Source organism: Rhizobium sp. A22-96 (genome assembly GCF_053521805.1).
This window is the reverse complement of sequence record NZ_JBNWDQ010000001.1, coordinates 109961-132861: the sequence shown is the minus strand read 5'-3', so window position 1 is coordinate 132861 and position 22901 is coordinate 109961. Positions and strand designations below refer to the sequence as shown.

19 protein-coding genes are annotated in these 22901 nt (G+C 58.5%); 7 read left to right on the top strand and 12 right to left on the bottom strand.

Translation table 11 applies throughout. The annotated features are described in order from the left end of the window. Positions 1–39: 39 nt before the first annotated feature. Complete coding sequence (locus ACQZ6F_RS00555; RefSeq protein WP_449095386.1) at positions 40–1146, bottom strand: aldo/keto reductase; 1107 nt, start codon at positions 1144–1146, stop codon at positions 40–42. A 136-nt stretch (positions 1147–1282) separates the two neighbouring features. On the opposite strand from ACQZ6F_RS00555, the gene ACQZ6F_RS00550 reads away from it, so the two are divergent. Both ACQZ6F_RS00550 and ACQZ6F_RS00545 read left to right on the top strand, forming a co-directional pair. After that, positions 1283–2194 (top strand): LysR family transcriptional regulator, encoded by a 912-nt coding sequence (locus ACQZ6F_RS00550; protein ID WP_449095387.1) that lies wholly within the window; start codon positions 1283–1285, stop codon positions 2192–2194. Between the two features lie 258 nt (positions 2195–2452). After that, positions 2453–2860, top strand: a complete 408-nt coding sequence (locus tag ACQZ6F_RS00545) for a helix-turn-helix domain-containing protein (protein WP_449095388.1) — start codon at positions 2453–2455, stop codon at positions 2858–2860. 78 nt (positions 2861–2938) lie between these two features. Here ACQZ6F_RS00545 and ACQZ6F_RS00540 read toward each other — a convergent pair whose 3' ends face one another. After that, a complete protein-coding gene (locus ACQZ6F_RS00540; protein ID WP_449095471.1) occupies positions 2939–4228 on the bottom strand; it encodes a TadE/TadG family type IV pilus assembly protein in 1290 nt (429 codons plus the stop codon). Between the two features lie 496 nt (positions 4229–4724). On the opposite strand from ACQZ6F_RS00540, the gene ACQZ6F_RS00535 reads away from it, so the two are divergent. Further along, positions 4725–6803, top strand: coding sequence for a putative bifunctional diguanylate cyclase/phosphodiesterase (locus tag ACQZ6F_RS00535; protein ID WP_449095389.1), 2079 nt, complete (start codon positions 4725–4727; stop codon positions 6801–6803). Positions 6804–7075: 272 nt separating this feature from the next. Next, positions 7076–8995 carry a HAMP domain-containing methyl-accepting chemotaxis protein gene (locus ACQZ6F_RS00530; protein ID WP_449095390.1) on the top strand — a complete coding sequence of 640 codons (1920 nt, stop codon included), beginning with the start codon at positions 7076–7078 and terminating at the stop codon, positions 8993–8995. Between the two features lie 100 nt (positions 8996–9095). Here the strand turns inward: ACQZ6F_RS00530 and ACQZ6F_RS00525 are convergent, their stop codons facing one another. Beyond that, positions 9096–11567 carry a glycoside hydrolase family 3 C-terminal domain-containing protein gene (locus ACQZ6F_RS00525; RefSeq protein ID WP_449095391.1) on the bottom strand — a complete coding sequence of 824 codons (2472 nt, stop codon included), beginning with the start codon at positions 11565–11567 and terminating at the stop codon, positions 9096–9098. 326 nt (positions 11568–11893) lie between these two features. Between ACQZ6F_RS00525 and ACQZ6F_RS00520 the strand changes: the two genes are divergently transcribed. Further along, positions 11894–12568, top strand: coding sequence for a transglutaminase-like cysteine peptidase (locus ACQZ6F_RS00520; protein ID WP_077467175.1), 675 nt, complete (start codon positions 11894–11896; stop codon positions 12566–12568). Here the strand turns inward: ACQZ6F_RS00520 and ACQZ6F_RS00515 are convergent. Next, positions 12556–12882 (bottom strand): hypothetical protein, encoded by a 327-nt coding sequence (locus ACQZ6F_RS00515; RefSeq protein WP_449095472.1) that lies wholly within the window; start codon positions 12880–12882, stop codon positions 12556–12558. The two genes, ACQZ6F_RS00520 and ACQZ6F_RS00515, sit on opposite strands and share 13 nt — an antisense overlap. 195 nt (positions 12883–13077) lie before the next feature. Between ACQZ6F_RS00515 and ACQZ6F_RS00510 the strand changes: the two genes are divergently transcribed. Then, positions 13078–14043, top strand: coding sequence for a DUF1402 family protein (locus ACQZ6F_RS00510; protein ID WP_449095392.1), 966 nt, complete (start codon positions 13078–13080; stop codon positions 14041–14043). Between the two features lie 51 nt (positions 14044–14094). On the opposite strand, the gene ACQZ6F_RS00505 is transcribed toward ACQZ6F_RS00510, so the two are convergent. Both ACQZ6F_RS00505 and ACQZ6F_RS00500 read right to left on the bottom strand, forming a co-directional pair. Beyond that, entirely contained in the window at positions 14095–14712 is a 618-nt protein-coding gene (locus ACQZ6F_RS00505; protein WP_449095393.1) for a hypothetical protein, read from the bottom strand. Between the two features lie 209 nt (positions 14713–14921). After that, positions 14922–16049, bottom strand: a complete 1128-nt coding sequence (locus ACQZ6F_RS00500; protein WP_449095394.1) for an ROK family protein — start codon at positions 16047–16049, stop codon at positions 14922–14924. A gap of 219 nt (positions 16050–16268) precedes the next feature. Between ACQZ6F_RS00500 and ACQZ6F_RS00495 the strand changes: the two genes are divergently transcribed. Next, on the top strand, positions 16269–17141 hold the full coding sequence (locus tag ACQZ6F_RS00495) for a glycerophosphodiester phosphodiesterase family protein (RefSeq protein WP_449095395.1): 873 nt from the start codon (positions 16269–16271) through the stop codon (positions 17139–17141). 80 nt (positions 17142–17221) lie between these two features. Here the strand turns inward: ACQZ6F_RS00495 and derI are convergent, their stop codons facing one another. The 6 genes from derI to ACQZ6F_RS00465 form a co-directional block, all read right to left on the bottom strand. Continuing rightward, a complete protein-coding gene (gene derI / locus ACQZ6F_RS00490; RefSeq protein ID WP_068392225.1) occupies positions 17222–17677 on the bottom strand; it encodes a D-erythrulose-4-phosphate isomerase in 456 nt (151 codons plus the stop codon). A gap of 10 nt (positions 17678–17687) precedes the next feature. After that, on the bottom strand, positions 17688–18458 hold the full coding sequence (locus ACQZ6F_RS00485; RefSeq protein WP_449095396.1) for a triose-phosphate isomerase: 771 nt from the start codon (positions 18456–18458) through the stop codon (positions 17688–17690). Beyond that, positions 18455–19231 carry a DeoR/GlpR family DNA-binding transcription regulator gene (locus ACQZ6F_RS00480; RefSeq protein WP_449095473.1) on the bottom strand — a complete coding sequence of 259 codons (777 nt, stop codon included), beginning with the start codon at positions 19229–19231 and terminating at the stop codon, positions 18455–18457. The genes ACQZ6F_RS00485 and ACQZ6F_RS00480 overlap by 4 nt, the downstream gene beginning before the upstream one ends. Positions 19232–19349: 118 nt before the next feature. Then, complete coding sequence (locus ACQZ6F_RS00475) at positions 19350–20288, bottom strand: sugar-binding transcriptional regulator (RefSeq protein WP_449095397.1); 939 nt, start codon at positions 20286–20288, stop codon at positions 19350–19352. Between the two features lie 126 nt (positions 20289–20414). Next, positions 20415–21347 carry a sugar phosphate isomerase/epimerase family protein gene (locus ACQZ6F_RS00470; protein ID WP_449095398.1) on the bottom strand — a complete coding sequence of 311 codons (933 nt, stop codon included), beginning with the start codon at positions 21345–21347 and terminating at the stop codon, positions 20415–20417. Between the two features lie 31 nt (positions 21348–21378). After that, on the bottom strand, positions 21379–22890 hold the full coding sequence (locus tag ACQZ6F_RS00465; RefSeq protein ID WP_449095399.1) for a glycerol-3-phosphate dehydrogenase: 1512 nt from the start codon (positions 22888–22890) through the stop codon (positions 21379–21381). Positions 22891–22901: the final 11 nt, after the last annotated feature.

Sequence of the window (22901 nt, the reverse complement as noted above, 5' to 3'; positions counted from 1 at the left end):
CCATTGCTACCGACGCAAACCAATTCCCTACACGCAACGTCAGCTAACGCCCGCAAACTTCCCCGAAATATTCAGATCCGGATAGTAACCGACCGGCTTGTTGCCGACCGTTTGGCCGCCGGTCATCGCTCCCTGGATTTCCGATCCAAAGAAGGAATAGGGGAAGGTCGGCTGCAGGGCGCTGACGTCATCGAGCCGTTGACGCAACTCCGCCGGGATCTGGAAGTCCAAGGCGCCGAGATTGTCTTTCAGCTGCTCGAGCTTGGTGGCGCCGATGATGATCGAGGCCAGGCCCGGCTGGGTCATCGCCCAGTTGACCGCCACCTGGGCCATGCTGCGGCCAAGCTCGGCCGACACCTTTTCCAGCTCCGCAACGATAGCCCAGTTGCGCTCGTTGAACTTCTGAAAGCCGGGATTTGTGGTGCCGCGCAACGTTTCAAGCCGGCCATCCGTCTGTTGCGTAGCGCTTGGGCGATACTTGCCGCTGAGAAGACCGCTCGCCAGCGGGCTCCACGCCATGATGCCTGCACCATAGCGCGTGCCGAAGGGAACGAACTCGTTTTCGATATTGCGTTCGACCAGCGAATATTCAAGCTGCAGAGCCGATATCGGCTCGTAGCCGCGGTATTCTGCAACCGCTTGGGCTCGACTGGCGTACCAGGCCGGTACATCGGAGAGACCGACATGAAGCACTTTTCCCGCGCGGACAAGATCGTCGAAGGTACGCATCACCTCTTCCGGCGGGGTCAGGCGGTCCCAGCAATGCATCAGATAGAGATCGATATGGTCGGTGTTCAGCCGCTTCAGCGAGGCTTCGACGGCCCGCAATATGTTCTTGCGACCATTGCCGGCTGCGTTGGGTGATCGTGCGGTGAGGTTCATGGTAAACTTCGTCGAGATCACAGCGTCGTCGCGCAGTCCCCGTTCAGCGATGAATTCGCCAAGCCAGGTTTCCGATGTTCCGCCGGTATAGGCATCGGCGGTATCGAAGAAATTACCGCCGGCATCGACATAGGCGTTGAAGATGGCGCGAGCCGCTTCCTTGTCCGATCCCCAGCCCCATTCGGTGCCGAAAGTCATGGTGCCGAGAGCAAGCCGTGTCACCTTCAGACCGCTATTGCCGAGAGTATAGAATTCCATGCTCATGGATGTGCTCCTTTTTAAGGTGCCTAGGCTCGCTCGATAGTTTGGAGCCGGGCGATTTGATGGAGGCAAGTTCGCTGGTTTTCAGCCCTTCGATAAGGCCGTTTAATTCGCATGCATTATACGATATTACTCAGCAATGGATCGTGATCTGCTGGCACATTTGCCCATCATTGTCGCCGTGGCTCGCCGCGGTGGTTTCGCGGCCGCCGCCAATGAACTCGGCATGAGCGCGTCTGCGGTCAGCCACGCCGTCCGGCTGGTAGAGGAACGGCTCGGCCAGCCGCTCTTTGCCCGCACGACGCGCAGCGTGGCGCTGACCGAGGCGGGCCGGAACCTCATTGCCACGGTGGCACCGGCCTTGCAGGACATTCACGAGCGGATGGAACGCATCCGCGCGGTCAAGGGAAGGCCGAGCGGCCTACTGCGCATCAACGCCTCCCGCATCAGCCTGCCGCTTGCGCTCACGCGCCTGGTCGCAGCCATGAGCGAGCGCTATCCCGAAGTGGAAGTCGAGATCTTTTCCGACGAGAGGCTGACCGATATCGTCGCGGAAGGCTTCGATGCAGGCATACGGATCGGCGAGATGATCGATCAGGATATGGTTGCCGTCCGCCTCACCCCACCTTTCCGGTCGATCGTCGTCGCCTCACCCGGCTATGTCGGGCGTTTCGGCCGCCCCATGACGCTCGGCGAGCTCTCCAACCACAATTGCATCGGCTATCGCCTCATCCGTTCCGGTGGCCTCTATCAATGGGAATTCGTCGAAGACGGGCAGGATGTGGCGGTCACGGTTCGAGGCCAGGCGATCGTCACGGAGTCACATTCGGCAATCGAGCTGGCCTTGGCCGGTGTCGGGCTCGCCTATGTCTTCGAACCCCTGGTGCAGGCGGATATCGCAGCGGGCCGATTGATCGAACTCCTGGGCGATCACGCTGTCACGGAAGCAGGCCTCTTTCTCTATTTCCCCCGTCGCGCAGAGCTCGCACCGAAACTCAGAGCCTTCATCGATACCGTCCGGCAGATCGCTCGCGAATCGGTCGCCGGCTAGGTCAGGACGTCACCAAGCGGGCACTTACCCACCACCTATCCCCTTCGGAAAAGTTCAGATAGCGCGACCATTGTCCCGAATGCGCATGAAACGAACGGGCGGGATGGCCAGGCGCATCGATTGACATTGCGGATTCATGTCAGGCCCGGCAGTCCTTAGTAGCGGGCCCAGCTGACATGATGTCTAGGGGCCTCGCTATCACCGCTCATCGACGCCTCATGGCTCGATGGGCGGCTCTATCGTCTGAAAGAGGGGTCAGTGCGAGATATTTCCAACAATAAATCACCGAGTCCGATCGATGTCGAAGTCGGCAGGCGCATCCGCCTGCAGCGGCACGCATTGGGAATTAGTCAATCAACGCTTGCAAAGGGGTTGAATGTGACATTCCAGCAGGTTCAGAAATACGAAAGGGGCACCAACCGCGTCGGCGCAAGCCGCCTGCAGCGCGTTGCCGAATGTCTGGGCGTGCCGATTTCGCATTTTTTTGACAGGCCGAGCGACCAATCCGTTATTTCCACGGATCAAACGATCAGCGCGGGAAATGATCTGGTTTGTTTCCTGTCTTCCGAAGAAGGCACCGAACTCAACCGCGCCTTTGCTAACATCAAGGATGCCAAGACGCGGCAGAAGATCGTGGGCTTGGTCAAGTCGCTGGCCGCAATTTAGAGCGCTGCCGATGTTTTCGCTGCGGGATCGGGCGGGAGCCCGTGATGACGAACGCGATCTCCTCTGAAGAGCGCGTGGTTAGCCTGTGAGCCGCGGCGTGCGAATGACCTTCAGGAACAGCGCATTCATCGCGTCGTTAATCCCCTGCGTCGGGCTGACTTCGAAATAAAGCCCTGGCGATGCGCAGTTTTGCAGATCGGTACCGATCTGCGATTGGAACGGCGCGATCCAGGTGTTGTACCAGGCGTTCTGCGGCAGCGGCAGATAGGTCGTATAGAGAATAGCGATCTTGATATTCTGGTTCTTCAGCGGCTGACAGAAGGATATATCGAGCGGCTCCTGGCAGCGACCGCCCGTCGTCGGCTTGGTGCATGTGTTCGGCTTCGCGCTGTCACCCACGCCATCAGTCACGAAGAACAGCACCTTCGCCCGGTCCGCGCTGGTGGTTCCGCCACCACCGGTGCCGATGATCGGTTTGATCTGCGTCAGCACCGTATCGAAGCTTGTATCCTGGTCGCTATTATAATTCTGACTGGGAGTGGTCATCAGGTCGACGGTGCTCGTCGATGCCTTAACCTGCGTCATATCCGACGAAAGTGCTGATACAGCGGTCAAACCCGCCGCTTCGGCCTTGGTTCCGAACGTGTAGACAGCCATCCGATACTGGTCGGGTGTCTGGCGGTTTGTCGTCGCAGTATCTGTCAGCGATTGTGTCGCCTGCCGTACGACATCGATGCGCATATTAATTTTGAGGCTCTTCGCCAAGTTGTAGTAGTTGTTTGTCGTATCCAGATTGTGGCAGGCAAAGGCGCAAGTGTCAGTTGTATGCGTCTGCAGCATAGTAATATCGTCCGCCGTCGCGCCGACGCCCATGGACGGCGTATTGTCCAACAGCATGTAGAAATCAATGAAGCTTGCCGTCTGATATTGAGCCGAAGCCGTACCGCTGACCGGGATCGAGGTTTTCCCCAGGACCTGCATCAGGGTCGTTGGCACGGTGGCAGAGAAATTGACGCTGGACGATACGACGTTCGCAGCTCGCGTCACCGCGATATTCACGTTGACAGGCATGTTCTGCAGATCGCTCGATGCCTGGCCGAAGAATAGCTTGTTAGCGTCATCCTGACCAACGGTTACTGTCCCGTCATTGGTCATGGCCATAGCGGCCGCAACGGCAGGCGAAGATGTCGCGATGGCGCCCACTGCTGCTGCATCGGCTGCGCTATAAAGCTCGCTTCTGACCACAAGGGCATTGGTAACATCGATGGCGAGACCGGCAGCCGCAATCAGGGGGACGGCAAGCAATACCGTCATCGTCGCAAAATTGCCTGACCTGTCGGCGGCCAATTTTCGCGAAATCTTATATATGGAATGAAAGGCTTTAGCGCCGACCTTCAATACCTTCACCAGCAAACTCTCTATAGTAGAAATTGCAAGAACAAATGCTGCATATATTGATTGCAGTAGTATTTTAATATATACTCACGAATATTATCGGTTATAAATATTGATATTCAGATAATGACTATGATTCTATTTTAGATTTCATGAATTTAATGAATATTTACCTAGAAACGAAAATATACTTTTATGGCCGCAGAATTATTCGGTGACAACAAAGTCACAGGCTAGATCAACGCTAATTGACGCTGGCAATTGATCTTTCCGCGAAAAAGGCAGCGCGCTCGCGGCTAAGTAGCGGCCAGAAAATCGACGCGGAGCTTCGTTTTCTCGCTATTTTGAACGAGGCGTCTTTACCCGATTTTCAGTGTTTACCCGTGAAAGCACTGAGCCATTGATCCAGGCTGGCGGCCGCGATATTGCAATGCCATAGAGCTTGGTGACCAAATTCGGGATTCTCTGCGTGCGCGTCCTTTCATGCATCGTTACAGAACATAATCTGTGGCTCGTTCTTCTTGCGGCATTTGTCTGCGTCAGCGGCGGATGGATAACGCTCAATCTGTTGCGACGAGCCGAGAATACGCATGGCGTTCAGCGCGGCGGCTGGATCTTCCTCACCGGGGTAGCCGCCGGGTCATCGATCTGGTGCACGCACTTCGTCGCCATGCTGGCCTATGAAGTCGGTGCGCCCGTGGCTTTCGATCCGATCCTTACAATGGCTTCCTTTCTGCTGGCGATAGCCGGATGTGCCGCGGGCTTTGCAGTCACGCTATCGCGCCTGCCGCGATTGGCGCCGGAATTGGGCGGAGCCCTGGTCGGGATCGCCGTTGCGGGCATGCATTACACCGGTATGATGGCTTATCACGTCGACGGCATCGTCGAATGGGACATGGGCTACGTCATCGCCTCGGTCATATTGTCGGTGGCATTCGCCGCGTTCGCCCTCAATCAGGCAATCCGTCGGCCCTGGCGCTTCGCGTCACAGGCCGCACTCATCTTTTTCGTCTTTGCCGTGGTCCTGCTTCACTTCACTGCAATGACGGCAGTCTCGGTCACGCCGCTGGCAACCGGCGCCGGGATTATCGATACCTATGCGTTGAAAGCCATGGCGGTCGCGGTTGCTGGCGGCGGATTGCTTATCATTGGCACGGGCGTTGCCAGCTATATGATCGACGAGCGCGCCTCGCGCGAATCTATCGAGAAACTCCAGCATATGGCGTTGAATGACCTGCTGACGGGCCTGCCCAACCGCGGCAGCTTCAGCGACTACCTCGATAACGAAATCGGCCATGCCAAAGAAGACGGGCTCAAGCTCGCGGTCATAGGCATAGACCTTGATCGCTTTAAGGAAATCAACGACCTGCGCGGCCATAAGGCAGGCGACCAGGCGTTGAAGGCGATCGGGCGTCGGCTTCTGCGTCTGGTCAAGGATGGCGAGTTTGTCGCGCGTGTCGGCGGTGATGAATTCGCGGCAGCCAAGCGGTTCCAGACCCAGAGCGAACTACTGGATTTCGTGGCTCGACTGGAAAAGACCCTGTTCGAACCCATCCGCATCGACGACTTCGAAACAGCGACCGGCGCCAGCATAGGCGTCGCCGTCTATCCTGATGATGGCACCGACCAGGAACGCCTCATCAGCAATGCCGATCTCGCAATGTATCGCGCCAAAGCCGATGTCGGCCGTGCCGTCTGCTTTTATGAATCCAAGATGGACGAGGCTGCGCGTGCGCGCCACACGCTTGCACAGGATCTGCGTCGTGCCGTTGAATTGGATCAGCTCGACCTGCACTATCAGGTGCAGACCTCCGTGCGCACAGGAAACATCTGCGGCTACGAGGTTCTGCTTCGCTGGCATCATCCAGAACGAGGCGCGGTGCCCCCTTCGGAATTTATTCCCATCGCCGAGGAAAGCGGTACGATCCTCATCATCGGCGAATGGGTGTTGCGGACGGCATGCCGAGAGGCTGCCTCCTGGGACAAGCCATACAAGATCGCCGTCAATCTCTCGCCCGTACAATTTGCTCACGCGGATCTCGCCAAGCTTGTCCATTCGATCCTGCTGGAAACCGGCCTTTCACCGGACAGGCTCGAGCTGGAAATTACCGAGTCGACAATCATCGCCGACAAGACGCGGACACTGCATGTGCTGCGACAGATCAGGGCGCTTGGCGTGACGATTGCCATCGACGATTTCGGAACGGGCTATTCCTCGCTCGACACGCTGCGCTCGTTTCCCTTCGACAAGATCAAGCTCGATCGCTCCTTCATGAGCGAGGTCGACAACAGCATTCAGGCAAAGGCGATCGTCCGTGCCGTCTTGACCCTTGGCAAGAGCCTCGAAATTCCAGTTCTGGCAGAGGGCGTGGAAACCAACCATCAGCTGGAAATCCTCCGCGTCGAGGGCTGCGACGAGGCACAAGGTTTCTTTTTGGGAAGACCCCAGCCCATCGGACAGATCTTTCAAACGGAAGAGATGGCAAGCGAAGATCAAGCTTCCCAATTTTCCGGTCGGGTACCGCCACATCGCATGCGCCGCCGCTGAAGCCGGTCACACGCTGAAGACGCTCGCCTTGGCGAGCATGTCTTTGTCATCTCATCATCAATTGCTTGGCGCAACTCGCCGCGATCAGTGGCGATTGCAACTTTTGCTGAGCCTATCCGCTGCGCGAGGCCGTGGCCATTATGCGCACCAATGTTGCGTCGCAGCCAAAGATATCAGGTCAATTTAATAAATATTTACCCGCAGGAATGCTTGGCTCCCGGGCATCAATACGATGCTTTTGATCACGTTATAATTAATCGGAGCGGCATAGAATGCGTATCAATATTAGATTTACATTATTCAGTCTTTTCGGCAGCTTGGCCGCGGTGTCCATCGGTCAAGGCGTCGTCGCGCTTCGTTCTCTTTCTGCCATCAGCGCGGCCACGCATTCCATCTCGGAAGACACCGTGCCATCCGTCCTGGCTCTCGGGCAGCTCAATTCCGATTATGGCGATCTGCGGGTCGAGCATTTGGGATACATGCTTGCATCCCCGGAAGCGCAACAGAAGATCCTATCGGAAATTGCGCAAACGCAGTCTCAAATCGACAAAGACCTGAAAGGCTCTCAGTCGACGCTCAGCAACGATGCCGAGCGCGCAATCTATCAAAAATATGCCGAAGCCGATGCCGCCTACCGACAGGTATGGGAACAGGCCAAGTCTCTCAAAGAGAATGGCAAGAATGGCGAAGCTATTGCTCTGCTGCTCGGAGACGGCAAGACGCTCTACGACAAGGCAGGCGAGTTCATTCAACAGGCGGTCGACCAGAACGTTGCGGACAACACGCAAAATCTGGAAACCACGAACTCCGCCGTCGAATTCAGCATTCTGTCGGTTTTCACGGCACTTGGGCTCGCCATCATCATTGGCGCCAGCGCGATCGTCTTGACCCTGCTCAGGGTGATCAGGCCGCTATCGCGCATGACAGCCTACATGACTCTCCTGAGCACGGGCGACACCACGAAAACCGTGCCCGAAAGCGGCCGCAAGGACGAGATCGGCGAGATGGCCGGCGCCGTCGAGACTTTTCGGCAAGCTGCCATTGAGAATAAGCGTTTGGAAGCCGATGCGGAGGCCAGCCGGCAGCGCGCCGAGCAGGACCGGCTTGCAGTGCAGCAGCAGGCGGAAGCCGATGCCGCCGAGCGGCTGCAGTTGGCGACATCCGGACTGGCCGCCGGCCTCAAGCGACTGGCATCCGGTGATCTGGCTTTCCAGCTGAACGAGGCGTTTTCCGTTGATTTCGAAGCTCTGCGGCATGATTTCAACAGCTCGATCCAGCAGCTGAGCACAACCCTCTCCGCAATTTCAAATGCCACAGTGACCATTGATAGCGGGACGCAGGAAATCAGCCATGGCGCAAGCGATCTTTCCAGACGCACCGAGCAGCAAGCGGCCTCACTGGAGGAAACAGCGGCCGCACTTGACCAGATAACCGCCAATGTCGGCAGCTCATCGAAGCGGGCCGAGGAAGCCCGGCAGGTGGCCAACCAAGCGAACGTGAACGCCATAAAATCGGGGGAAGTCGTCGCCCGCGCCGTCGATGCAATGACCCGGATCGAACAATCGTCAAACCAGATATCCAACATCATCGGCGTCATTGACGAGATTGCATTCCAGACGAATCTTCTTGCGCTCAACGCCGGTGTTGAAGCTGCAAGGGCGGGTGACGCGGGCAAGGGCTTTGCCGTGGTGGCGCAGGAAGTGCGCGAATTGGCGCAGCGCTCCGCGCAAGCTGCGAAAGAGATCAAGGCCCTCATCCGGTCGTCTTCGGCCGAGGTCGGCAATGGCGTTAAACTCGTCAGCGAGACCGGTGCGGTACTGAAGACGATCGAGGCCCAGGTGCTGACCATCAACCATCACATGGAAGAGATAGCGACATCGGCACGGGAGCAATCGGTCGGGCTGAGCGAGGTCAATACCGCCGTCAATCAGATGGATCAGGTTACCCAGAAGAATGCAGCCATGGTGGAGGAGACGACGGCTGCCAGCACTTCGCTGGCAAATGAGGCCGCCAATCTCGCACGCTTGATCGCCCGCTTCAAACTCGATGCCGGCCCGTCATCAACACTCCCGGCCTTGGTTGCTGGCCAACAGATGACCTCGCCTGCCCGCGCACTCGGACAGAAGTTAAGCCGCGCCTTTGGCGGCAGGACAGCAACAGCTGCCGCGACGAAGGAATGGTCGGAGTTCTAACAATACCGTCGAAGCCGAAAGCCTGTCGAAAGCTGACGATGCCTGGCAAAATCGCGCATCGTCAGTTTATCCGCGGCTCATGGATGGTTGTTCCACGAATTCAGATCGAGCGATCCGTAGTCTCGCCGATCCATTCCCTCCCAAGTTCGATTGTGACCGCCGAGCGGATGTCTGCAGCATTGGCCGCCACCAGCAATTCATAGCGACCGGCAGCGGCACGGAATGCTTTCGTCTCCTCATCGAAATAGCTGAGGTCGCGTGGGCGAACGAGCAGCGAGGCTGTGCCGGTTTCACCCGCCGCAAGCTGGAGCTTGGCAAAAGCCCGCAACTCCTTGTCCGGCCGCTCGACTGTGGAGCCGAGTGGGCGCACATAAAGCTGAACAAGCTCAGATCCTCTTCTCCCGCCGATATTGGTGATGTCGACCATGACGGTGATACCATCCGGAGCCATCTGTGTTGTCGACGTTTGCGCCCTGCCCCAGGAAAAGCTCGTATAGCCGAGCCCGAAGCCGAAGGGGAACAAGGGTTCTATGCCGCGCGTGTCATGATGGCGATAGCCGACAAAGACGCCCTCGGCATAGCGCACATGCCCATCCCTGCCAGGATAGACGGAAGGGTTACCGATTATCGCGGAATTATCCGAGAGGCGCTTCGGAAAAGTCTGCGGCAAGCGGCCACCGGGTTCGGCATCGCCGAAGAGAACATCGGCAACTGCATGACCGAGCTCCTGGCCCGGATACCACATCTGCAGCACGGCCTTGACCTTGCCGAGCCAAGGCATCTCGACTGGACCTCCGGTCTGTAGCACGATCACGGTGTTGGCGTTGACCGCCGCTACCCTTTCGATCAGTTCTTCCTGTCGGCCAGGCAGCCGCATATCGGGCAGATCGAGCCCTTCGGTATCCCATTGGCCATCGCGACCAACGAAGAGCAATGCCACATCCGCCTTGCGTGCCGTTTCGACAGCCTCTGCCATATCCGCCTCACCCAGAGGCTTTTCCACGCCGAAGCGCACGGCCGTCAGGTTGATGCCTTCCTCTGTCGTCGCCGGAGAGCAGTATTCGACCACGATGCGGGATCTCTGGCCGGCCTCGAGATGGATGCCCTGACGCTGTTCGACATTGGCAGTGCCGAAATAATTGTCGCCGCGGCTCCAGCCGTCTGAGCCGTTGACCACCAGCCTGCCATCGACATAGAGCTTGGCAAGGCCCGCATTGGTCATACCGAAGACGTGTTCGCCGCTTTCGAGCGGCGTATAGAAAGCCGTCATCCGCGCCGAGAAATCACTGGGGTCAAGCTCAGGAGATGGCAAATCGAACCAGAAGAATTCACCCTTGTTCGCCGGCTCCGCCGCCACCGGCGAGCCTGCCAGGGTCCGGCCCCGGAAATACTCGACGCGCATCTCGCCGGAAAAGACATTGATGAGCCGATTGTTGCGGCAACCGGCGGCATATCGAATGCTGTTGGCATTCGACAAAGCCTCACGGATCCCCTCCAGCGGGCTGATCCTGTAATGCGCGGCGATCTGGGCGCTACCGCCGCCCATGACGCGAGCTTCCGCAGCGTTCGGCCCGATGACTGCAACATGTCCGAGCCCTGTCTTCTGCAGTGGCAAGATGCCGTCATTCTTCAAAAGAACCGCACCTTCCGAACCAAGCTCGCGGATCAGAGCGCGATCCTCCGTCAAGTCTACCGCATGCTCGGTCAGATCAGGCGCCTTCTCGAAGGCTCCGACACGCTGCAGCAATGTCAGGATGCGCCCGGCGGCAGCACGGATGGTCTCAGGTTTGACCTCGCCATCGCGCACCGCCTGCACGAGCTTTTCGCCGCGGTCGCGCGTCGGCCCCGGCATCTCCAGATCGAGGCCGGCATTGACGGTTGCCGCCGTCGAATGCGAGCCGAACCAATCGGACATGACGATGCCGTCAAATCCCCATTCCTCGCGCAGGACCGTCGTCAACAGCCATGGGTGTTCGCTGGTATAGGTGCCGTTCAGCCTGTTATAGGAGGACATGACCGCCATCACGCCGGCCCTTTTGACAGCCTGTTCGAATGGCGGCAGATAAATTTCCCGAAGCGACCGCTCATCGATGTCAGAGGACATCGTTTGCCGTTCGATTTCGGATTCGTTGCCGGCGAAATGCTTGATTGTCGCGGCAATACCCTGGCTCTGTACACCCTGAATATAGGCGACGGCGAGTTCGGCGGTCAGCATCGGATCTTCCGAATAACATTCGAAGTTGCGTCCGTTCAGGCCGGAGCGATGGATATTGACGGTCGGTGCCAACAGGACGGAGGCACCTTTGCTCTTGGCCTGGCCGGCGAGCGCAACGCCCATGCGCTCGACGAGCGCAGGATTCCAGGTTGCACCGAGCGCAATGGCGACGGGAAAGCAGGCTGCATTGACGCCAGCGACCAGTGAGCCTGCACCCCGCGCACCGTTCGGACCATCGGTGACCTTGATCTTCGGAATACCGAGCCGCTCAACCGGCACCGTGGTCCAGAAATCAGCACCGGCAAGCAGCGAAACCTGCTCCTCAAGCGTCATCTGGTCAAGAATATGGTCGATCATAAAGCGTCCCTTAATGTTCCCTGGTCGCTCTCCGTCCACTCGGTGCCGGAGATTCGTATTTGAAGTAAGCAAATCATAAACGCGTTCGAAACACTTCAGCAATCATGATATGTCGATGAAATATCATATCTTTTTCCAGTAACAGAGCTTAGCAGCGCCAAGATCCCCTAGTCTCTATCCAGGTGAAATCGCAAATACGGCGCCTAAGTTGGTGCGCGAAGCATGCCTAGCCTCCGAAAAACGCCGCTTCGCTAAAATGCGAATAATCTTGTTCCGAATAAATTTGACCGCATCGGATTTCATGGCCTCAGTTCATGGAGCCGAGTATGCGTTCGTTTCTAGTCGCTGCAAGCTTTCTCTTCGTTGCCGGTCTGTTGTTCTCGACCGCGACAACAGCCAAACCCGTGGCCAACGTGGCCGCAACGAATGCGCACCAGTTCGCGAGCGTCATCACGGATGCGAGCGTGCCCGTCGGCTGGGCCGGCTTCTGTGCTGCTCAACCCGCCGAATGCGCGACCGGACCGAAGAGCGCCGAAAGCGTCACCATCGACCGGGAGCACTGGACGCAACTGCAGCAGATCAACGGCCTGGTCAATCACGAGATCCAGGGCATCAGCGACAATGACCATTATGGCATCTACAAAATGGGCATCATCAATTGGTGGACCTACCCGGACGATGGCGCCGGCAACTGCAACGACTATGTCCTTTTGAAAAGAAAGCTGCTGGTCGAGGCTGGTTGGTCCCCTTCCGCATTGCTGCTGACGGTGGTTCTCGACAAGCACAATGAGGGGCATCTGGTGCTGATGGCCCGCACGAACGACGGCGATCTCATCCTCGATAATCTCACCGACACGATTAAAGCCTGGGACGCGACCGGCTACACCTTCATCAAGCGCCAGTCTGCCGACAATCCGAACAGCTGGGTTCGCCTCGAATCGGGCCGCACACCTGAAGAACTCGCCATGATCAGCAAGGCGCTTGCCGCTCATTCGCAGTGATTGGCTGACCAATAGCTATCGACAAGACTTCTGCCGTCCTGATCGAGCACGGCAAAATTGCCAGGTATGATGACGAAGAAGCGCTGACCGTCATCTCCTGCAGAAGGCGTGTCAACGCGACCACAGACGACGAAACCCGGCATGCGTTCGCTCGGCTTGGCTGTCAGGATATGGATGGCGGATGCCGGCACCTCGACCCGTCGCTCGACTGCGGCCTTGGCTAAGGCCGGTACATCGGCCATCGTCGGCAGAGCCTCGCCCGGGGCGGCTGCAAGTAAGACACTTCCTGCCACAACAAGATGTTTCAACGGCACCCTCACGACAGTGAACACGGCAAACTCAAACCCGCCGCGGCGGTATCGCCATGCGTCTTTGCAGCCGCAGGCTGTCTCGGACCAAGTTTATTGTGATTCGCCGGGCAGAAGAAGCACCAGCCCTTGCCTTTGCAGGCCGATCGATTAAGAAGATCGTCCCCGTGCCGGGGAATATTTTTGAGAGTTAACTTGCGAATGCGTACAAGCCTGTCGAAAATTCCGGCATTCACTCTTCTTGCTGTCCTTGCATTCACAAGCGCCTGCCTTGGGCGTGAACTGGTGCGCGTGCCTCCTGGAAATCGCAATAGCGAGCAGCCGCCCATACCCAACACATCGGCACTTCGGGCCAAGGCGTTCAACACGACCTATGAAGAAAAGTATCAGAAGATCGTCGGCGTGCTTCGCGACGACAAGGATCTGATGGCGTCGATCAAGAAGGCCGCGCAAGCCTATCAGATCGATCCCATCCATATCGTTGGCGCCCTGGTCGGGGAACACACCTACAACATCACCATCGTCAACAGGGTAAAATCCTATTACGTCAAGGCGCTGGCCTATTCGCAGTCAGACTTCAAGTTCAGCTACAAGGACGTTACCGTTCAGTCCTTCCTGAAGAAACCGGAATTCGCCCATTGCGACGCCTTCACGGGCAGCGCCGAATTGTGGGAATGCCGCGACGAGACCTGGGACAAGAGCTTCCGCGGCAAGGTCATCGATGGCGTCACCTATGAGAACATGACGTTCCAGCGCGCCTTCTTCCAACCTTTCTTCGCTGGCCAGACCTTTGGTCTTGGTCAGATCAGCCCGCTAACGGCGCTCGAAGTGACCGATCTGGTCCATTCCACCAGCGGGCTGGCGAAGCTCTCGGCCGATGACCCGCAGGCAATCTATCGCGACATCATGGATCCCGACCGCAGCGTTATCTACATCGCAGCGATCGTTAAGGACGCAATGAACGTCTATAAAGCCCAGGGCTTCGACATTTCCGACAATCCTGGCCTCACCGCGACGCTTTATAATGTCGGGCAGCCGCGACGCCGAGCGCTTGCCTTGCGGCAGATGGCGGATGCTGCCGGCGGCAAGAAATTGCCTGAGGAAAATTATTACGGCTGGCTGGTCAATGACAAGCTGACTGAGTTGCGCGGCCTGCTGGGAGAGTAACGAGGCGAGCCGCGGGCATGCTTATAGGTCGGCTGGCCTATGTTCTAAGCTTTAAGCGATCATCTCGATACGACCGTCCGCCAGCTTGCTCTCGACCCATGCGCGCTCATTCTGCCAATCATGTCGCTTCCAGCCCTGCCAGCCGAAGCCGCATAGTTTGATATCCCAATCGGGCGCCGGAAAATTTGCCAAGGCGTAACAGATGCCGAGGAAGCCGGTACTTGGAAAGACCTTGTGCATCCGTGGCCCGGAAATGCCGAGTTCGGCGCAGCCGTCTGCGTAAAACTGCGGCGGCAGGATGCGGATTTCCTTGCCGGCATGCCCCATGAGTTCAATCGTGTGCATGGTCCAATCGGCACGCCCCCCTCGCAAACGCTGAAAAATATTCGGTCGAGGGTGATATTTGCGAATGATCTCGGGATGATAGGCGAGCATCAGCACGTTCGTGGATTTGAGTGCGGCATTCTCCAGAAAAGAAGGATCGATCATCCGGCGATGCAAGGTCTTGCTCGAAGCAGCCACCATCAGCATGTCCGTGCGCGAGCCACTCATCTCATCAGCGAGATTGGGTTCGTTGAAGCGCATGACGAATTGCCCGCTCTCCACGATGGCGGAGATATCGCGCTCGAGTTTTCCATTGCCGATAATAATAGCAGTCTTGCGCGCCACTTTCGGTCGTCCAGCAAACTCTGACGGTGAACTATCAATGCCTTCTGACAATGCGCTGAACCGATGATGAAGCGGAACTGAAATCCGGTTGCCTGTCTGGGGGAGACAAGGCAGTCTTCGAGCGGCTGGCTATGCCCGCCCCTTCACATTGTCGCGGGGGGTTGAGAGGACCTTGCTCATCAAAATGCGCGCCGATTAAGGCCGCTATGTTACAAAAAGTAACGGAACTTGAACGGCAGGAGCGCGGCGCCGGTGGCGGCGGCATCCCCTTTCACTTCGCTGAGAAGCAGTTGCGCCTCCGCCGGCGCCACGCCATAGCGGTGACGACGCCTTGAGGGCATGCTTGTGCGCGATATCATCATCCGTCCAAGCTCCGCCGGCAATTGTCCCCCGAACACGATGGCCTGCGGATCGAGCACGCCGATCAAGGTGGCGATCAATCGATCAAGCATCGGCATGGTTTCATCCAGCCAGTCTTGCACGCCCGGCCAGGACGGATCGAAGTTTTGGCGCAGGTCTTCGATCGAAGCTATGCTGATGCCATTCTCCCGCAGGGTTGTGATCAGGTATTGCAGGGCCGGTCTCCGTGGCGACTCGTCAGGATTATAGATGACGCTGAATTCCCCGGCATTGCCGTGGAAACCGAGATAGGGCCTGCCCTCCAGCACAAGTCCGCCGCCAAATCCATAATTGAAAGAGAGATAGGCAAAGGTCTGGCACCGGCGCCCGACGCCACGCAGGCTCTCGCCGATCGCCCCGGTCGTCGCATTGTTTTCCAGCCAGACGGGCAGTTGGAAGATTTCCTCCAGTTCCGGGCGCAGATCGATCAACGACCAGTCCCGTAGGGGTTCGGGGGCGTTGAAGACATGATTGTCCAACACAAAAAAGCCCGACATGGCAAAGCCGAGCCCGGCAAGGCGCTCGCGCGCTATGCCATGCCTTTCCAGGAGGGACTGAAGCGCTCGAGAAAGCGCGGCAAGCGTTGCCAGGCGATCGCTCGGGACCATCTCCAACGCCTCTTGCGCAATGATATTGCAGCCGAAGTCGGCAAGAGACAGGATTGCGGAGTCGGTGTTGATGGAAATGCCGACGGAACAGGCCGATTCCTTTACCAGCTCGATCGTCGGGCTGGGTTGACCGCGCGTGCCCTTGAGCGGTGCCGCGGCGCGAAGCAAACCGCGTGATATGAGCGCCTCGATCAGACGATGGACCGATTGCTGTGCGAGATTGGTATGTCCGGTAATCGCCGCCCGTGCGATCGGCTCGTGGCGGCGAACGATATCAAGGATGAGCCGTTCGTTTTCACTCGCCAATGGAGATGTTTCAAAGGCACTCATCGATACAATCCCGGTCTTTCCGCTCGCGCTTTAGCCGCTTGCGCGCCTGCCTGCAATCCAACAGCATTGCAATTTCACAGGGCTCGTCATAAATACTACACTTTGTGTGTATTAATGGAAACACGCTGGCGGCGCCTGCAAGCAACGAGTCGGCGCCAGAACCGTTCGCTTTGCCTCCCTCAACCACCAGACATTCAATTCGCCCCAGAAAGCCATATCATGCCCAGCCAGACTGCCGCCTTCCCATCGTCTCGCCCTTCCGATGTCTACGAGCTTCTGTCGCGCGCCAACCCAGACATTCTTACCATCGCGCATCGCGGCGTTTGGTCGGCCGCACCTGAGAATTCGCTCACCTCAATCCGGGCCGCAGCCGAACTTGGCGTCGAATTCGTCGAACTCGACACACAGGCAACGGCCGATGGGCACCTCGTCCTCATGCACGACAGCACCCTCGATCGCACCACTTCGGGCAAGGGTGTCGTTGGCGCAAGCAGCTTCGCGGCGGTTCGTGATGCGCGCCTTCGCGCAGGTGCAGGCGGCGAAACCGCGGCCTTGACGGATGAGCGCGTGCCAACGCTCGAGGAAGCCCTGGAAGAGGCGCGCGGACGCGTCTTCGTCAATATCGACACGAAGTTTCCGCATGAATTGCCGCTGGTGATTGCAACGGTGCGCCGGCTTGGCGTGGAAGACAATGTCATCATCAAATCGGATATCGAGCCGCAGAGCGGCAGCTTTGCCGTGCGCGATGCCGATTGGTTCGGCTCGATCCCGTATATGCCGATGTTCCGCGTCAGGCCCGGTAAATTCGCCGAAGACCTTCGGCTGATCGAGCCGCTGCACGTGCCGATGGTCGAGGTGAAATTCACGGATATTGCCGATCTGGCGGCTGGGCGCGAGGAGCTGGAACGCCAGAACATCCGGCTGTGGATCAACACGCTCGATGTCTCTCACAACCTCGATTTCAACGACAGCCGCGCACTCAAGGACCCGGAGGCTGTGTGGGGAGCCCTGGTCTCAGCCGGCGTCGGCGCCATCCAGACGGACACCAATGTCGAGTTCAAGCAATGGCTTGCAGGCCGCGCCGCTGGGTAACGGCGGTCACTTTGCCATTAGATACAGACAAGCCCGGCCGAGATGATCGACCGGGCTTGCTGCGTCTTGGGAGACTGGCCTTAGCGAGCGTTATACTTCGCGTCGACCTCGTTGATGGCCTTGACGTTACCAGCGGACCGGCCCTTCTCGTCGAAGGTCTGGGCCAGGAAAGCGTCCGCAATGGCCTTGGCAAGCTCGGTGCCGATAACGCGGGCGCCCATGGTGATGATCTGGGCGTTGTTCGACAGCGCAGCGCGCTCGGCCGAATAGGTGTCGTGGGTCAGGGCCGCACGAATGCCCGGCACCTTATTGGCGGAAATGCTCACGCCGATACCAGTGCCGCAGACGAGGATCGCCTTGTCATAGGTGCCGTCGATGACGCCGGAGGCGACACGGTCGGCAAGGTTGGCATAGAAGTCATCCGGGCCGTCCTCGGTGCGCGACACTTCGCTCACTTCGAAACGGTCCTTGAGGTGATCGGCAAGAACCTTGGCGAGGCCTTCGCCGGCGCTGTCTCCAGCAATTGCAAGCTTCATGGTAGTCTCCTTAGAGTTTGGCCGCGCACTTGGCGAGAATGTCGAGATAGCCTTCGACGTTCCAGGCTGAGCGCCCGATGAAAAGCCCGTCTACATTCGGGCAGGAAATGAGTTCTTCACAATTCTGCGGATTGACCGATCCGCCGTAGAGGCATGGAATCTTCCGGCCGAGCACCTTCTGCGCGACCGCGATGATCTCGGCCTGGCGGGCATCAGCATAGGACGGTTCGGCCGGGATTCCCTTTTCGCCGATCGCCCAGACCGGCTCATAGGCCAGCAGGATCTGCGCCTGCTTCTGCTGCGCAGAAAGCTTCGAGAGCGCTCCGATCACCTGCTCGCTCAGGATCTCCGTCGCACGCCCACTTTCGCGATCGTTCAACGTCTCGCCGATGCAGATGAGCGGGATCAGGCCATGGCGAACGGCCGCCTCGGTCTTCAAGCCCACCGTCTCGTTGGTCTCGCCGAAATGCTCCCTGCGTTCGGAATGGCCGAGTTCGACGATGTCGAGGTTGCAATCTCTCAGCATCAGCGGCGAGACCTCACCGGTCCAGGCGCCCTGATCGGCCCAATGCATGTTCTGGGCGCCCACCTTCACCGAGCTTTCCGAGAGAATGGCCTTGACCTCGCGCACGGCGGTAAACGGCGGAATGATGAAGCGCTGGATGCGCTCATCCCTTAGCGCATCGGCGGCGCGCAGAGCCTCGGCAAAGGCGCGTGCTTCCGCCAGCGTCTTGTTCATCTTCCAGCTCGTGCCGATCCAATAGCGGGGTGTCTCTGTCATGTCATATCCTGGTTGGAAGCAATGGTAAGCGTGATGCCGTCACGGCGGAATTGCTCGAGAATGGCGGCATCAGGCGCGTGATCTGTTATCACCGCGTCGAAATCGGCAAGATCGGCCATCACATGCAGGGCGGTGTGCCCGATGCGCTGATGGCTGACGAGCAGGCAGCTCTTGGCGGCCGACGCGATCATCGCCCGCTTCGTGCGCACGACATTGTCGTCCATATGATAGGCGAGTCTACCCGATATCGCCGGCGTCGACAGGAAGGCGATATCGGCGCGCAGCCGCGACAGCGCCTCCTCTGTGACGACGCCCAGAAAAGCGTTGAACTTGGCGGAATAGATACCGCCGAGTGCGATCAGCGTGATGCCGCTTTCGTTTCTCATGCGATCTATGATCGCGGCATTGTTGGTGATCAGTGTCAGCGGACGCTTCTGCAGCAACATCTCGCCCAGAACGGCCGCCATCGACCCATCATTGACCATGACAGTCATGCCCGGCTCGACCAGCTCCAGCGCGCAATGCGCCATGCTGAGCTTTTCGCCGTGCCCTTGCCGCTCTCGAAACCGAAAATCGCTCTCGAACTGCGTGCCGGCGTCGATGGTCGCACCACCGCGAACCTTGCGCAGCACGCCCGCCTGCTCGAGATCGTCCAGGTCACGATGAATGGTCATCTTGGACACGGTGAAGCGATCGGCCAGATCATCGAGATCGACGGTCTTGTGCTCGATGAGCAGATTGATAATCGCTTGCTGGCGCTCTTCCCGTTTCACCTTGCCCTCCGGCCATTGGTCCGAATGGTAATGAACAAGATATAACATTAAAATCTCTCAATTCAACATTTCAATTGTGATATTGAGATGAAATTATGTTGCTTGAGCTGAAGCCAGGCTAGGCCTTCAGCAGGGCTCTCGCTGTTCTTTCGTCCGTGATCAAGCCATAAAGACAGCGGCTCTTCAGAACCGCCCGGATCGCCTCCACCTTCGGCAGACCGCCGGAGAGGGCCACCAGCCGCTCCTTCTTCGAACGCGGCAACGATGCCGACAGCGTTCGCGCCGTCAGCGTCGTCTCGATGATGTTGCCATCGGCATCGAAGAAGTGGCCGAGAATTTCGCCGACGCCGCCAGCTGCGGTGACTTCCTTGATCTCGCGCGGTTCCACCATGCCCGAGAGCACGAGTTGAGCATCAGTATCGACGGTGCCCAAGCCGACGAGTTTCAGCTCGGCGCCGTTTGCAAGCTCGAAGACTTCCTTGACGCCACGCTGCGCCAGCAGCACATCGCGATCCTCGTGCGTGTTGGCAAAGAACGGCACCGGCATCACATGCGCCTGCATGCCCGTCTTCTCCGCGATGCGATGCATCACGTCGTAGGGGTTGGCGGCGTAGTTTCTCGTCAGTCCGCCGAGCAGCGAGACGAAGCGCAGGTCCTTGGCATTGACGCGAGACAGATGATGGACGGCAGACGACAACGTACGGCCATGGCCGAGGCCGATGACCTTGTTGTTGCCGCTCTCGATCTCACGCCGCAAAAAGCCGGCACCCGCCTGCCCAAGGGCGCGGAATTCGAAGCCTTCCTCGCCGAGGTCGGGCGCCACCTCGCAATATTGCAGGCCGAAACGTGCCGCGAGTTCCGTTTCAAGCTCAACGCATTCGACAATGTCGCCGTCGATCGTCACCTTGACGACACCTTCGGCAACCGCGCGTGCGATCAGCCGATGCGCCTTGACCGAGGGAACGCCAAGGCGCTTGGCCACCTCGGACTGCGTCAATCCCCCAGCATAGTGCAACCAGGCCGCCCGCACGGCCAGCGAAGCGTCAGCATCCGTCATCGACCGTTCCTCTTCGTTTCGTTGCGCATATCACTCCACCCGCTTGCGTCAGATCCCGACTTGTTTCCTCCGACATCACCTCATCACTGATTTGACTGCAGAATCGGGACTCAGTTGCTTCTGCGGCTAGATATGCAAGTCACTGACGCCCGTGTCGATATGAGGGGCCCAGAAGGCGATACTTTCGGCGATCTGCGAGATGACCTCACGATCGTTGGGCTCGCGCTCCTTGAACGACAATTCCAGGCAGATCTCGTTGTCCTTGGCGCCACCCTTGGCGAAAGCTTCCAGCAGCGGCGCCGGCTGGATACGGCCCTTGGCGTTGAACTCGGCAGTAAAGGGCCGATGGCCGCCTTTGTCCATCAGGCTCTGCTTGATATGGATGATCGGCGACACTTTGGGAACGGCGCGTGCCCAGGCATAAGGATCGTAATCGTCTGGATTGGCCGAGGTCACGTCGCCATGGTCGATATCGGCCATCATCCGCATCGGCACGGCAAGCTGGGCCTTCGTCAGCCGATCCTGCAGCGCCAGGCAGGATTCGATGGTCTCGCCGAATTCGCGGCCGATGCTCATCGGTTCCCAGAATACATAGGAGAGGCCGGCGGCGCGCGCATGCTCTGCCACCTCGCCCCAGCAGTCGATGGCAATCTTGATCAGTTCTTCGCGGCGTGCCGGATCGTCGTAATCCTTATAGGTGAAGATCGCGAATTGCGTGCCGACCGAATGGCCGCCGAGATCAGCCGTAATATCGGCAAAGGTCTTGAACCAATCGACATAGTAGCGCCGGACATCCTGATCTGGATGGCCGAAATGGTTGAGACGGCCATAGGGACCGGTCATGCCGGAGGTGACACGAACGCCGGTGCGCCTCAGTGCCGCCTGCATGTCGCGTGTCAAGCGACGGATGACAGGGGCTTGCCAGCTGGGATTGATGAATTCATGCGTCAGCTGCAGATCGCGGATGCGCAAATCCCGCGCAACCGTTTCGATCAGGTCGGCGGGTTCCGCAAAGCGGTTTACCAGCGGGTTCGTATTGAGTGAAAGCGTCAAGGGCATGGATATCGGTTCCCGGCAATGATCGAATGGGTCAGGCGGCCAGCGCCAGTTCGGCGTCGAACCAGGCGGAGAACGCCGCCTTCTCCTCAGCCGTCATGCGCAGCCCCTCCTTGGTACGGCGCTTGATGACGTCTTCTGCCGTCTGCGCCCATTCCGAAGCAGCGAGATAACGGGCTTCCGCCTCATAGAGATTGCCGCCGAAATGCCGGCCGAGCCCTTCCAGCGAGGCTGCGTCGCCGACGATCTGTTTGGTGCGAGCGCCATAGAGATGTCCGTAATGGTTCATCAGCTCGCGTGGCATCCAAGGATAGGCGGAACGCAAGGATTCGGCAAAAGCCACATAGTCGGCGTTCGGAATGTCGCCACCCGGAAGCTTGGCATCGCGCGTCCAGTCGCCGCCCATCTTCGGAAAGAACTTGGCGAGCTTTTGCATCGCATGTTCGGAGAGCTTACGGAATGTGGTGATCTTGCCGCCGAAGACATTGAGGAGCGGCGCACCGCCCGTCTCGTCGAGGTCGAAGACATAATCGCGCGTCACGGCCGAAGGATTGCCCTTGCCGTCATCGAACAGCGGGCGAACGCCGGAGAAGCTTTCCAGCACGTCGGAGCGACGCAGCTTTTCCTTGAAATAGCGATTGACGGCGGTGATCAGATAATCGATTTCCGTCTCGTCGGCCTTCACTTCTTCAGGCTTGCCCTCATAGGGAATATCGGTGGTGCCGATCAGCGCCTTGTCACCCTCGTAGGGGTTGATGAAGATCACGCGCTTGTCGTGGTTCTGCACCAGATAGGCGTGCGGCCCGTTCCAGAATTTCGGAACGATGATATGGCTGCCCTTGACCAGGCGAACGCTGCGTCGGCTGTTGGAACCGGCAACGCGGTTGATGATATCGTTGACCCAGGGGCCCGACGCATTCACCAGAACCTTGGCGCGCACCGTGCGGACTTCGCCGGAATGCGCGTCGCGGATTTGGACGGTCCAGTTGCCCTCTTCCCGGCGCGCGCTGATGCAGGCCGTGCGCGTCAGGATCTGCGCGCCCTTGGCGGCAGCATCGAGCGCATTGAGAACGACAAGCCGGGCGTCATCAACCCAACAGTCGGAATATTCGAACCCCTTGGAGTATTGATCAAGAATCGGCGCTCCCTCGGGATCGCGATGCAGATCGAGCGAACGTGTGCCGGGCAGTTTCTTGCGGCCGCCGAGATGGTCATAGAGGAAGAGGCCGAGGCGCACGAGCCAGGCCGGGCGATCCGTGGGGCTATGCGGCAGCACGAAGCGCATCGGCCAGATGATATGGCTTGCCGAGTTCAGCAACACCTCACGCTCAATCAGAGCCTCCCGCACCAGACGGAATTCGTAATATTCGAGGTAACGCAGGCCGCCATGGACCAGTTTTCCGGAGCGAGACGACGTTCCTTCAGCCAGATCTCCCTTTTCGCACATCATGACCGAAAGGCCCCGGCCGGCCGCATCGCGGGCGATACCGGCGCCATTGATGCCGCCGCCGATCACGAAAAGATCCAAGATTTCCGGTTCAGTCATGTCATGCTCCT